The 12,999-nt window shown below is 58.2% G+C and carries 9 protein-coding genes and 1 pseudogene; 3 read left to right on the forward strand and 7 right to left on the reverse strand.

Annotated features, from left to right (window positions below; genetic code table 11):
- Positions 1 to 42 precede the first annotated feature (42 nt).
- On the forward strand, positions 43 to 669 hold the full coding sequence (locus tag PTZ19_RS11160; RefSeq protein WP_276354467.1) for a response regulator: 627 nt from the start codon (positions 43 to 45) through the stop codon (positions 667 to 669).
- Between the two features lie 92 nt (positions 670 to 761).
- On the opposite strand, the gene PTZ19_RS11165 is transcribed toward PTZ19_RS11160, so the two are convergent.
- From PTZ19_RS11165 to PTZ19_RS11185, 5 genes and pseudogenes are all read right to left on the reverse strand, one after another.
- Positions 762 to 2,489, reverse strand: coding sequence for an ABC transporter ATP-binding protein (locus tag PTZ19_RS11165; RefSeq protein ID WP_276354469.1), 1,728 nt, complete (start codon positions 2,487 to 2,489; stop codon positions 762 to 764).
- 851 nt (positions 2,490 to 3,340) lie between these two features.
- A pseudogene (locus tag PTZ19_RS25405) lies at positions 3,341 to 3,648 on the reverse strand (transposase zinc-binding domain-containing protein); the annotation flags it as partial.
- A gap of 87 nt (positions 3,649 to 3,735) precedes the next feature.
- Entirely contained in the window at positions 3,736 to 5,235 is a 1,500-nt protein-coding gene (locus PTZ19_RS11175; protein ID WP_276354471.1) for a sugar ABC transporter ATP-binding protein, read from the reverse strand.
- A 27-nt stretch (positions 5,236 to 5,262) separates the two neighbouring features.
- Positions 5,263 to 6,336, reverse strand: coding sequence for a sugar ABC transporter substrate-binding protein (locus tag PTZ19_RS11180; RefSeq protein ID WP_276354472.1), 1,074 nt, complete (start codon positions 6,334 to 6,336; stop codon positions 5,263 to 5,265).
- A 59-nt stretch (positions 6,337 to 6,395) separates the two neighbouring features.
- Entirely contained in the window at positions 6,396 to 7,352 is a 957-nt protein-coding gene (locus PTZ19_RS11185; protein ID WP_276354473.1) for an ABC transporter permease, read from the reverse strand.
- Positions 7,353 to 7,561: 209 nt separating this feature from the next.
- Between PTZ19_RS11185 and PTZ19_RS11190 the strand changes: the two genes are divergently transcribed.
- Positions 7,562 to 9,118, forward strand: coding sequence for a sensor histidine kinase (locus tag PTZ19_RS11190; RefSeq protein ID WP_276354474.1), 1,557 nt, complete (start codon positions 7,562 to 7,564; stop codon positions 9,116 to 9,118).
- Positions 9,093 to 10,667: a response regulator transcription factor gene (locus PTZ19_RS11195; protein WP_276354475.1), complete on the forward strand. Its 1,575-nt coding sequence runs from the start codon at positions 9,093 to 9,095 to the stop codon at positions 10,665 to 10,667. The genes PTZ19_RS11190 and PTZ19_RS11195 overlap by 26 nt, the downstream gene beginning before the upstream one ends.
- A 468-nt stretch (positions 10,668 to 11,135) precedes the next feature.
- Here the strand turns inward: PTZ19_RS11195 and PTZ19_RS11200 are convergent, their stop codons facing one another.
- On the reverse strand, positions 11,136 to 12,035 hold the full coding sequence (locus PTZ19_RS11200) for a creatininase family protein (protein WP_276354476.1): 900 nt from the start codon (positions 12,033 to 12,035) through the stop codon (positions 11,136 to 11,138).
- Entirely contained in the window at positions 12,013 to 12,999 is a 987-nt protein-coding gene (locus PTZ19_RS11205) for an aldo/keto reductase (RefSeq protein ID WP_276354477.1), read from the reverse strand. Before PTZ19_RS11205 ends, PTZ19_RS11200 begins: the two co-directional genes overlap by 23 nt.

Genomic DNA, 12,999 nt, shown 5'->3' on the forward strand with positions numbered 1-12,999 from the left:
TGCGAGGACGATGAAGCGTTTGCCTACTAACTGGAACGGCGGTTGTCCCGGGAGTCCGGGTTGACCGTCGTCGGAACGGCCGGGAGCAAAGAAGCGCTGGAAAGGGATATCGAACGGATTCCTTTCGATATCCTGCTGCTCGATCTGAGCTTGTCCGGCGAACGGCAGTTCGAAGGATTGGAGATATCTTTCCGGCTTCGCAGTTCACATCCGCACGTGAAAACCGTAGTGCTGTCTTCCTGGGACGACGACGAGCTGGTGGAGCATGCTTTCATTTATGGGCGCGTAGCCAATTACGTCACCAAGAAGTACTGGACGGACATTCCCGAAGCGATTCGCGAAGCGGCAAACGGCCGTTCCGGCATCCATCACTCGTCGACCCGCCAGCTCGTCCGGCGGATGTCGGCCGTCAACCGTCAAGCGATGCTAGCCCGAATCACGCCGAAGCAGCTGCAGATCGTCCGATTGTTGCAGCAAGGCTTCAGCCGCAAAGAAATCGCCGAGCGCCTGTTCTACTCCGAGCAGAACATCCACAAGGAAATTTGCGAGATCAGCCGACTGCTGAAGGGCAAATTCCCGTACTTGGCGTATTTCGGTCTTCGCAAGCAAAACTACAACCAACTCGTTCGGCTCGCGCGCGAATGGGGGTTGCTGCCGGAGGAGAAGTAAATTCGAGTTCCATGCCGGACGTATTGCATACGCAATGGCAAATCAAAACCCGCCGGGCATCAGCCGCAGGCGGGTTTTCTCTACCGCTATGGTCATAAGTTTACCGTGTCCCTGAACTGCGCCGCGCTAAGCCGCGCGTAGATGCCGCCCGCCTTCGTCAGCTCCTCGTGGGTGCCTTCTTCTTCGATGCCGCCTTCCGTCACGACGATAATCCGGTCCGCATGGCGTATGGTCGCTAGACGGTGCGCGATGATCAGCGTCGTTCGGTTATGAGAAAGCTCCTCGAGCGCTTGTTGGATCTGCTGCTCCGTCTCGGTATCGAGCGCGGACGTTGCTTCGTCCAAGATCAAAATCGGCGGATTCTTCAAGAAGATCCGCGCGATGGACAACCGCTGGCGCTGACCGCCGGACAGCTTCAGCCCGCGTTCGCCGATGAACGTGTCGAGCCCTTCGGGCAGCGCCCGCAGCATCGGCTCAAGGCTGGCTTTGCGCGCCGCTTCCCAAATCTCCTCTTCCGTCGCGCCGAGTCGTCCGTACGCGATATTTTCGCGAATCGTGCCGTTGAACAAGAACACTTCCTGCTGCACGATGCCGATCTGGCTCCGCAACGATTGCTGCGTCATCCGACGGACGTCGATGCCGTCGATCGTCACCGCGCCTTCATCGATTTCGTAGAACCTGGGGATCAGGCTGCACAGCGTCGACTTGCCCGCGCCCGAAGGGCCGACTAACGCGACCGTCTCGCCCGCGCGAACGCTAAGGTTGACGTTCTTGAACACGCGCGCGTGATCCTCGTAACCGAACGTCACGCCCTTGAACTCGATATCACCGCGGAGGCCCGATACCGCGATCGCGTCCGGTGCGTCCTTCACGTCCGGCTCCGTATCCATCAGCTGGCAATAACGGCCGAAGCCCGCCATCCCTCTTGGATACAATTCCAGCAACGCGTTGATCTTCTCGATCGGCTTCATGAAAATGTTCACGTACAGCAGGAACCCGACGAGCGCGCCGTAGCTCAGATCGCCTTTGTACGCGAACCAAGCGCCGCAGATTAGCACGAGTATGTTGATGAGCCGAGTCAGCATGTAGATGCTGGCCGAAGTGAAGGAAATCGTGAAATAGGAGCGCAGCTTCGCTTGGCGGAATCCGCGGTTGCGCTTGGCGAACCGCTCCAGCTCGAACGTTTCGTTGCCGAACGACTTCACGACGCGGATGCCCGCGATGCTGTCCTCGACGCGCGCGTTCACCTCGGCGATCTGCTCGAACATCGTCGTCGCCGCTTTGTTCAGCTTTTGATTGAAATAGACGATAATCCACGCCAGCACCGGAACCGCGATGAACGTAATGAGCGCCAGTTCCCCGTTCACGGTGAACATGATGCCGAACACGCCGACCAGGGTCATGAGCGCGATGAACAGGTCCTCCGGACCGTGGTGCGCCATCTCCCCGAGATCGAACAGGTCGTTCGTCATCCGGCTCATGATCTGCCCCGTCTTCGTGTTGTCGAAGAAGCGGAACGACAGCTTCTGCACGTGCTCGTACAGCTTCCGGCGCATATCGGTTTCGATATTGATGCCGAGCATGTGCCCCCAATAATTGACGATGAATTGCAGGCCCATATTAAGCAGATACAGGGCAAACAAGCCGATGCATACCCACGCGACCTTGCTCCAGTTGCCCGTGGGCAGCAGCGTATCGATCATCCACTGCACGCCCAGCGGAAACATAAGCTCCAGCAGGGCGACCGCGATCGCGCAGCCGAAGTCCAGGTAGAAGAGCTTTTTGTAAGGCGCATAGAAGGTTAAAAACCGACGAATCATGCCGTGTCCTCCAACTGAGAATCATTCTTTCTCATGATCGTAAAGATTTGCGGAGCGAATGTCCAGCATGACGAGGTCCGAATCGCGCAAGAAAAAGTCAGGGAGAAATTCGTCCCTGACGGTCCTTTCGTTTCGTGCCTCGCAGTCACGTTTCAACTTCTTTTCACGAGCATCCTCAAAGCTGTATTCAAATGAACATGACCATGGGGACCAGTTTGTCCAGAGGGGCCGGGGTTAAGCTTACGCGGCAAGCTTAATCAACTGCTGCCCCCTGCGTTGGCTGGGGTTAAGCTTGCGCGGCAAGCTTAACCGGAAATTATCCCTTGCTTTGGGCAGCGTTTAACCGATGCGGCCCGAAGCCATGCTTCATTGCTTTCCCAATTTTGGTAATTTAATCATTCTGAATCCCGAAAAAGCTATAATTTACAGCATTTGTAAATTGCGAGAGTTTGGTGTATTTGCCTTGCTCAAAAGTCGGTAAAAAAAGCATTTGACATAGTACGCTGATCAGTTAAGAAAGTAAATTTCTTAATTTTTCTCTCAACACGGGGTTCAACGGCCAGTTAAGAAAGAAAATTTCTTAATTCCTCTCTCAACACGGGGTTCAACGGCCAGTTAAGAAAGAAAATTTCTTAATTCCTCTCTATACATGGGGTTCAACGGCCAGTTAAGAAAGAAAGTTTCTTAATTTCTCTCTATACATGGAGTTCAACGGCCAGTTAAGAAAGAAAGTTTCTTAATTCCTCTCTAAAGACGGGGTTCAACCTCCAGTTAAGAAAGAAAGTTTCTTAATTCCTCTCTATACATGGGGTTCAACCGCCGGTAAAAGATATAAGTTCCGAATCTCTCCCGATCGTCATGATCACATGACGTTGATTGACCTGGAACACATCCTCCTCCAGCAGTCTGCTCCGCTCTTCCGTCTCACCACAGGAACAGGTCGGGCAAAACCTCCCTTTGCAGCGATACAGTACAAGCCGCAGGTCGTGGCCCCCTTCGCACACCAGCAGCTTAAAACCATTCTTTGGATTCCCGCGATCACGGAAATCGGCAACTTCTTTCAGGACATTCGCTCGGATCCTGCCTTCATTCTTCCGGACAAGCTTGCCCAACGTCCATGTTCATCGGATGAAACCTGAGCTTCACCCCGAAAAGTTATAAATTCTGGCGCCGAGATGTCAAAGAAAGAAGCTGCCTTCGGCTTACGCCTCGGGCAGCTTCCTCACTCTCTCTTTATCATGCCGGTTCAAGCCGTCGCGAACTTCATGATGCGCTCCTGATCCGCCTCGCCGACCGGCAGCTCCGCGGCCACTTCCCCGGAACGCATGACCAGGATGCGGTCGGCCAGCGTCAGCACCTCGGGCAGCTCGGAGGAGATGAGCAGGATGCCGACTCCCTCTTGCGCTAACCGGTCGATGATTTCGTAAATCTCGGCTTTGGCGCCCACGTCTACGCCGTGCGTCGGTTCGTCGAGGATCAGCAGCCGCGGTTTCGTGAGCAGCCAGCGCGCGAGGATCGCCTTCTGCTGGTTGCCGCCGCTCAGGAACTTGATCTCTTTCTCCAGATCGGTCGTCCGGATCGCCAGCCGGCTCACGTATTCTTCCGCGGCCCGGGCTTCCTTCTTCCGCATCAGCATCAGGCCGCGGGCGAACGATCGGAGTCCCGCCATGCTGATGTTTTCCCGCACCGACATGTCGGCGAAGATGCCCTGGATTTTCCGCCCTTCCGGCAGCAGGGCGATGCCGAGGCCGATCGCGTCGCGCGGCGAACGGATCCGGACTTCCCGTCCGTCCAGGCGAATCCGTCCGGCGGTTCGGGGATCGATGCCGAAGATGCTCTGCACCAGCTCCGTCCGCCCGGCGCCGACGAGACCGGTGAGCGCCACGATTTCGCCGGGGTATACCTCCAGGTCGACGTTGCGCACCTTCTCGCCCGCGCATAGGCCTTCCACCCGCAGAATCGGCTTCGCCCCGGAAGGCACCGCGCCGTACTGCCTTTTGAACGACTTGGAGATCTCCCGTCCGACCATCAGCGAAATCACTTCGTTCGGCGAAGTCTCCGCGGTCCGAAGCGTATCGATATACTTCCCGTCGCGCAGCACCGTGATTTGATCGGAGATGGCGAACACTTCGTCCATCCGGTGGGAGATATAGAGTACGGAAACGCCTTGTTCCCGCAATTCCCGGATGATGCCGAGCAGAATCTCCGTTTCCCGGTGGGTCAGGGACGCCGTCGGTTCGTCCATGATGAGCAGCTTGGCTTCCAAGGACAACGCTTTGGCGATTTCCACCATCTGCATCTGCGAGATGCTGAGCTCCTCGATCGTCTGGTCGGGCCGGATCCCCTCGATGCCGATGCGGTCGAACAGCTCCTTGCAGGCTTTCTCCATCTCCCGGTACCGGACGAAGCCCAGCTTTCCGGTTTTCAGCCGGCCGATGTAGACGTTCTCCATGACGCTGACGTTCGTGGCCAGGGACAACTCCTGGTGGATCATGACGATGCCGGCTTCCTGGGCCTGTCTCGGATGCTTGAAGAAGACTTCTTTTCCGTCGAACGTCATGCGGCCCTCGTCCGGGGCGTACACGCCGGACAAGATGTTCATGAGCGTCGACTTGCCGGCGCCGTTCTCCCCGACGATCGCGTGGACTTCGCCCTTGCGGACTTGCAGGTTCAGCCCGTCCAGCGCCTTCACGCCGGGAAACGTTTTGGAAATCCGGTCGGTGTGCAGCAGTATGGGCCGGTTCATGTAGGGACCTCCGCAAGCTTGAAATGGTTATTCCGGGAACAGCTCGTTCACGTTATCGGGCGTCAGGACGTCCAGCTTCACGGGCAGGAAATCGGCCGACGGCTTTTGGCCCGCCGCGAGGTAGTTGTACATCGTGACGATGGAATCGAACCCTTGGCCGAACGGATCCTGCGCGATCGCCGCCGCGATTTCGCCGCTGCGGACGTACTTTACGTTCTCGGGGATATGGTCGTAGCACACGACGCTGACTTTGCCCGTAAGCCCGAGGTCTTGAATGGCTTTGGCCGCGCCGAACGGACCGCCGGCCGTCACGTAAACCACCTTCAGGTCCGGATTGGCGGTAATCATGTCTTTCGTGAGCGAATAAGCCGTTTCCGCTTTATCCTTGTTCTCGTATTTGCCAACGACCTGGATGCCCGGGACTTTCTCTTTCAGGTAATCCAGCGCGCCGTTCATTCTTTTCTCGTGCTGGGTCGCGCCGAACACGCCGGTGATGACGCCGATTTTGCCGGAGCCTCCGGTCAGCTTCTCGATTTGTTGGCCTGCCAGCTGCCCGGCGGCGTAAGCGTCCTGGCCCATGAAGGCGATGCGTTTGCTCGGCTTGGCGCCTTCGGCGACGGCCGTCAAGACGGGAATGCCCGCGTCGATCGCTTTATTGATCACCACTTCGGTGCCGTCGAAAATCGGCACGACGACGATGCCGTCGTATTTCTGCGTGATGGCGGTTTCCATGGCGGATACCGTGCGGTCCGCCGTCAGGTCGTCGCCCATGACCACGTAATCCACGGTCGTATTGAAATTTTTCAGATAGTCCTTCGCCGCTTGGGCGCCGTCGCGGACCGGGAACCAGAACGGATTGTTCTGCCAGGACAGGAACGCGATGCGAAGCGGTTTACTCGGAAGCTGCTTGACGGCGGCGACGTTCGCGCCCTTCGGCAGCGGTACGTCGGGAGCGGCTTCGCCCGCAGCGGCGGACGAACCTGCCGACGGAGACGCGGCGGAAGGCGACGCTCCGCCTTCCTCCTTGGCTTTGCCGCCGCAAGCGGCGAGAAGAAGCGTAACGAGAAGCATCGAAAGCAGCAAGGCGAACGTTTTTTTCATTGGAATAACCCACCCTCGTCTGGTTTTGGTTTGCGGCCTTCCCTTTCTTCTTCCGTGTGCTAAGCGTTGGCGGATCGGTTCTTGATGCTGTCGATGGCTACGGCGCCGATGATGACGAGGCCGATGGTCACCACCTGCCAATAGGCGGAAACCTGGAGCAGGACGAAACCGTTGCGCAGCACGCCCATGATCGCGGCCCCCATGACGATGCCCGGAATCGAGCCTTTGCCGCCCGACAGGCTGGCGCCGCCGATGACGACCGCCGCGATGACGTCCAGCTCGTAACCCGTGCCGGCAGCCGGCTCCGCGGTATCGAGCGTGCCGGAGACGATCATCCCCGACAAGGCGCACAGCGCGCCCATGATGACGTACACCATGATCTTCATCCGGTCCGTCGGGATCCCCGACAGCTTGGCGGCCCGCTCGTTGTTGCCGATCGCGTAGATGTTCCGCCCCGGCAGCGTGCGGGTCGTGAACACGTATCCGCAGATGGCCACGATGAACATGATGATCACCGAAACCGGCACGTTGCCGATATGCCCTCCGCCCAAGTACGTGATCCCGTTGTCGATCGAGATCGGCATGCCGCCCGTAATCAGCAGCGACGTCCCTCTCGCGACGCTCATCATACCCAGCGTGACGATGAACGGATTGATCCGGACCTTCGTGATCAGCAAGCCGGACAACGTGCCCGCCGCGCATCCGAACGCCATCGTCGCGACGAATACCGCCGGCGCCGGCCATCCGAGCGAAGCGAGCGTCGCCCCCAGCACGCCCATGAGTCCGAGCAGCGCGCCGACGGACAGATCGATCCCGCCCGTGATGATGATGAGTCCTTCTCCGACCGCCAGGATGGCGATGACCGAGAACTGGCGAAACACGTTGAAAATGTTTTGCCAGGTCAGGAAAAACGGGCTCATCCAGGCGATCACGACGCAAAGGATGAGCAACGCGGCCAAAATCGGAATTTCCTTCTGCCGGCCGGCCTGCCTGGCCAGCCTTACGAGTGCTTGCAACCTGCCACCTCCATTGCCGGTTCCCCCTTGAGATGTTCCTTCCTGCCTTGCCCAGAATCCATCTTAAAAAAGAATCGGCGCTCCGGATATGTGCCGGATTGGCAATTTTGCATGACGGATTAGACCAATCTGCCCGCGCTCGCGATTCCGGAAATGAAAGCGCTCCATTCTGTGCTATACTTTAGTTCCGAAAGGCTGGGTGACCTTCATTGCTGACAGGACCATGGAATCTGCGCACCAAGCTCCTCGCTCTGCTGTTCCTTCCTTTAACCGTGTTTCTTCTGACCACGGTGACCGCGATCCTGCGCATGAGCGCCATGGCGGACGACTTGACGCAATCGCTGTACGTGGAGACGTACCAGAGCAGCAAGCTGATCCAAAATGCCGCGGGCTACATGAACAAAGCGCTGGTGGCGCAGCGGACGCTGATTTTCACGGATTACAAGAGCAATAAGTACCGTTCGATCTACGACACTTACAAAAACAGCGTCAAGGAAGCGGTGTCCAACACCGAACAGGCCAAAACGTTCGTCCTGAGAAACGAGCGGAACGGCCGGATCGTGCCGCCCGGCGCCGGACCCGACGTGCCGGCGCTGATCGACGAATATTTGAAAGCCTTCGAGCAATGGGAGACCCGCTCCAACACGATCATCGAATCGATGTCCACGCGCGGGCTGCGCGGGGAAGACAAGATCATTTTCCAAGGCCTCATCCTGGACGAAGCCATCGCGGCGGACGAGAAATTCGACACCGCGAACGAAATCATCCAAAACATCGAAAGCATCCTCGGCCGGCATTCCGCGGAGGTTACCGCCGAAATCAGGCACAACAAGCGGCAGCTTCAGCTGGTTCTCGTCCTGATCGCTTCCTTGACGTTCTCGGCCGCCTTGGTGTTCAGCCTGCTGCTCAGCCGGGGCATTCTGCTGTCCATCAAGGACTTGGTGCTGCTCACCAAACGCGTCGCTCGCGGGGAGCTGAACATCGAGCCGATGAAAGTCCGATCCCGGGACGAAATCGGTCTGCTGACCGCAAGCTTCCTCTCCATGTGCGGCCGTCTGCGCGAATATATCGACATCGCGTTCGTCAGCAAAATCAAAGAGAAGGAGGCGGAGCTCCGGGCGCTGCAGCTGCAAATCCAGCCCCACTTCCTGTTCAACACGCTGGAAGTGATCCGGATGAAAGCCGTGCAAGGCGGCGCCCGGCAGGTCGCCGGCATGGTCAAGATCCTGGCGGATATTTACCGTTGGAACGTCAAGGGCCACAACGCGATCGTGACCCTGGAGGAGGAGCTGCACTACACGATGTCCTACCTGCAGCTGCAGGAGATCCGGTTCCAGGACCGGCTTCGCGTCACGACCGACATCCCGGGAGACCTGCTCTCCATGGGCGTTCCCAAGCTGATCCTGCAGCCGCTGGTGGAAAACGCGGTCCGCCACGGCTTCCCGGACCGCGCGGAGGTTTGCGAAATTCGGATTTCCGCCCGAATGGACGGAGGCGACCTGGTACTGGCTTGCACGGATAACGGCGAAGGCATCGAGCCGGAACGTCTGGCCTCGCTTCGGAAGCAGCTGACCCAAGGCCATTCCCGCCCGGACAGCATCGGCGTCAGCAATGTCCATTCCCGGATCGCGCTGCTGTACGGCCCGCCATACGGCATGACGATCGACAGCCGAAACGGCGCCGGCTCGGAGTTCACGATCCGGCTGCCCGCCCAATACGCACAGGAGATGAGAACCGCCTATGTGGAAAGTTTTGCTGGTCGATGACGAGATCGACATCCGGGAAGGTTTGACGCAGCTCATCGATTGGGAAGCGCTCGGCTTTACCGTTGCCGCGAAAGCGTCCAACGGCAAGGAAGCCCTGGAGGCGCTGGCATCTCAATCCCTCCATCTGGTGATCGCCGATATTTCGATGCCGGTGATGACCGGACTCGAGCTGATCAAGGAGATGCGGGCGAGGGGATTGACGCAGAGCGTCATCATCCTGAGCGCCTACAACGACTTCGAATACTTGAAGGAAGCCTTGAAATACCGGGTGGAAAACTATCTCCTGAAACCCGTGGACGATGACGAGCTGACCGCCACGCTGCTTCAGGTCAAGGAAGACATCCGTCAGGATTTGGCCGTAAGCATGCAGGAAAAAGAAAACCTGAACATCCTCCGCTCGAAGATCCTGAACCGGCTGGTAACCCGCAACATCAGCCCGTCCGAATTCTCGAACAAGGCCGATTTCCTGCAGATCGACCTGACCGCCGTATCCTATCGGGTGATCTTGGTGGAGCTGGAGAACGTGAAGGATGGGTTCGAGCGGACCGGCGAGCCGGCCGAGCATTGGAAGCTGTTCTCCGCCCAGAACGTCTGCGCGGAAATCATGGGCGGCTATGCGGACGGCATTTGGTTCGAAGACGCCCTGCAGCACCTCGTGTTCATCGCGAAACAGCACGTTGCCGGCGAACCGGCCGACTATCACGCCGCGGCGGACGAAATCAAGGCGGCGCTCAAACGGTTCGTCAAGGAGCCCGCTTCCGTCATCATCGGTCCCGAAGTCCGCGGCGTCCGGGAAATCCATGCCTCCTATTTCGAAGCGATGAAGCTGCTGGATTACAAGTTCTATCTTGGCCGGGAAGCGACGATCAGCGAGCGGCGGATTCCTTCCCGGGCGGAAACGATCGACGTGGAAATCGAAGGCCGGATCCGGGAACTGGAGCGGTTCATCCTCGCCGGCGACGAGACCTCCTGCCTTCAGGTGACGCACGGCATTTACGACGGCTTCAAGGAGCACGCGAAAATCGGCAAATCGCTCGTCCACCATGCCACGTTCGAGATCCTCATGTCGGCTTTGCGGTTGATCCGGGAAGCCAACGGCGACGTCTCCCAAGTGCTAGAGCGGCCGGAACGCTTGTACGAAGACATTTTGGCGCACAAGACGATCGACGACATGCGCGGCTTTCTCTGCGGGAAGCTGAAAGCGATCATGGGGTATCTCGCCCATTTGAAAAATGATCGTCCGCCCAAAGTCGTCATGAGCGTGCTGGACTACATGAAGCGCAACTACAACAAGGAAATTTCCCTGAAGCAGGCCGCGGAGACCGTATTCGTCAATCCCGGCTATCTCGGCAAGCTGTTCAAGAAAGAAACGGGACTCAGCTTCCACGATTACTTGAACAAGATCCGGATCGACAAAGCCCGGGAGCTGCTGCTGAACACCCGCCACTACGTCTATCAAGTATCGGAAATGGTCGGGTACAAGGACTACAACTACTTCCACCGGACGTTCAAAAAATGGACCGGCAGGGCTCCATCGGAGCTGAAATAGATTTCCCCCAAAAATGACGCGAAGCGCTGCAGCCGATGCCGATTACTTTCGGGGGAGCCCCCGAATACAAAAAAGCGGGGAACTTCAGTTCCCCGCGAGACGCTTGGCGAAGCCGAAACCGGTATTCTTTGATAATCTTAGGACCTATTCCAGGGATTCGAAAGATGGATCATCAATCACGTGGAGAAGAACTTTCGATCGAGTTGTGTAAAAAAATTACACAAAAGCTTCGTGTTCATAGGATTTCAGCGGAATTATGCAAAAAAGTTACATAAAAGCATCGCGGCGACGGGAATTCGGCAAAGTTATGTAAAAAAGTTACATAAGAGCCTCGTGTTTAAGGGATATCGGCAGCGTTATGTAAAAAAGTTACGTATTGCATCGCGGTATCATGGTACGAACCCATTACGCCAGACGCCCCTAAGTTAGGTGCTTGTTAAAGGATTTTCAACGAGCTGGCGGGGAACTTCAGTTCCCCGCCTCCCCGTTCACGGGAGCGTAACGCTCGTACGGCTTCCACCTTGAGTTCCGCGATACCGCCGCCTGCCCGGGCCATGGCTGCGCCGTCGTCCAGTCACGAGCCGAGCGCAGCACCTCGCTCCATATTTCCTCGACCGTCGCGTAATCGATCGGAGGATGGGTGGACGGACGAAGTCCCGTTTTCATCCCTTCGACTTCCCGGCACAGACTGTCCAAGCACGCCTCCATGATCGCCCGGCCCCGCTCGGGCGATGCTTCTACGGCATCGGCCGCGAGCGCCAGCCGGCCCCCCGATCCGGGTTGATCCTCAAGGGCTTTGGCCTCCATGTCGATCAAGTCCGGGCGGAGGTACATGAGCTGCGAGATTTCGTAGGCGCCTGCATGATCCCCCTCATACCGCCCTTCCACCAGTTCGGGATCGCTCCGGACGAAGACGTTCACCGGCACCCGCTTCATGAACGCTTCCGCGGCCAGGCGCAAATCCCGCTGGTTGCCTCCGCTATGGCCGGAGATGACGACGATCGCCGAGAACCCCGCATTCGCGAAAGCGCGCAGCTGATATAAGAAGAGATGCAGCATCACCGCGGGCGGAATGCCCGTGAAATGGGGGTTTTCCTCCCCGATCTCATCTTCCAGCCACCTGGCGTGGTAACCGGTCTCGTGAATGTGATACCCCATGGAAGGCGCTACGACGCCTCCGACCTTGCGGGCCGCTTCCTCGCACAGCCATTCGGCCTTGATCGTGTCCAGCCCGAACGCGCTGACCTGTCCGTGCGGCTCGCAGAGCCCGAGCGGCAAATAGACGACCGGGCATTCCGCCTGCCGCTTCTTGAATTCATGGGGCAGCAGTTCCGACCATAGCACCTTAGCTCCAGTACTTGGTCTCATACAGGTTTCTCACCCATCTGTAATGGCGCCGGATCTCTTCGAACGCGTCGGCCGGCAGCGGTCCGCGGCTGGCCGCGGCGATGTTCTCGTCCGCGTACTGCGGCACGTGCATGGAGCTGATCGCCGTCGTCACGCCCGGATGCTGCAGCACGAACCGGATGGCCAGCTCGGCCAGGCTGTCCGCGTATTTCGGCACGAACGCTTCCTTCAGTTGGTTCACGCGGTCGATATAGACGCTGCGCGGCAAATAATCGAAATAGTTTTTGCGGAAGTCGCCTTCCTCGAATTCGGTGTCTTCTCTCAGGAAGCCGGTCAATCCGCCTTCGTCCAGGATGCAGCGGGCGATGACCGCCACGTTGTTCTCCTGGCAGATCGGGATGAGACAGTCCAGCGGCAGCGGATCGAAAATGTGGAACACCGTCTGCACGGAGTCGATTTTCCCGGTCTGGACGAGCGTCAGCGCGAGGTCGTGGCGTTGGTCGGGCAGGGAGATGCCGATGCCGCGGATTTTGCCTTCCTGCTTCAGCTGCAGCAGCTCTTCCATCCAATAATCGACCTTATCCCATTGGGGCCAATATTGGTGGAGCTGCATGAGGTCGATCGTTTCCACGCCCAGCAGACGGAGGGAAATCTCGGCGCTTTCCCGCAGCCAGCCCTTCGGAAACGCCGTTTCCACGGGAATCGGCTGCCCCCAGCCCAGGTTGCCGGGACCGCGGGACTGGATTTTCGACGCGATGAACGGCCGTTCGCCCTTCCATTCCTTCAGCGCCAGGCCGAGAATCCGCTCGGATTCCCCGTAATTGCGCGCGGTGTCGATCATCGTGACGCCTTTGTCCAGGCTGTGCAGGACGGAGCGGATCAAGTCTTTCTCGTCGTAGGAGCCGAACGAACCGCCCAGTCCCATCGCGCCGAAGCCGAGCCGGGACACTCGCGTCCCCAATTTGCCAAACGGATTATATTGCAT

It is taken from the genome of Cohnella caldifontis, from assembly GCF_029360585.1.
GTDB lineage: Bacteria > Bacillota > Bacilli > Paenibacillales > Paenibacillaceae > Cohnella > Cohnella caldifontis.

What these genes read in the sequence shown, in the direction of transcription:
- PTZ19_RS11165 (WP_276354469.1), bottom strand. Translation starts at nt 2,489, where the DNA reads ATGATTCGTCGGTTTTTAACCTTCTATGCGCCTTACAAAAAGCTCTTC.
- PTZ19_RS11175 (WP_276354471.1), bottom strand. Translation starts at nt 5,235, where the DNA reads ATGAACCGGCCCATACTGCTGCACACCGACCGGATTTCCAAAACGTTT.
- PTZ19_RS11180 (WP_276354472.1), bottom strand. Translation starts at nt 6,336, where the DNA reads ATGAAAAAAACGTTCGCCTTGCTGCTTTCGATGCTTCTCGTTACGCTT.
- PTZ19_RS11195 (WP_276354475.1), top strand. Translation starts at nt 9,093, where the DNA reads ATGTGGAAAGTTTTGCTGGTCGATGACGAGATCGACATCCGGGAAGGT.
- PTZ19_RS11200 (WP_276354476.1), bottom strand. Translation starts at nt 12,035, where the DNA reads ATGAGACCAAGTACTGGAGCTAAGGTGCTATGGTCGGAACTGCTGCCC.
- PTZ19_RS11205 (WP_276354477.1), bottom strand. Translation starts at nt 12,999, where the DNA reads ATGCAATATAATCCGTTTGGCAAATTGGGGACGCGAGTGTCCCGGCTC.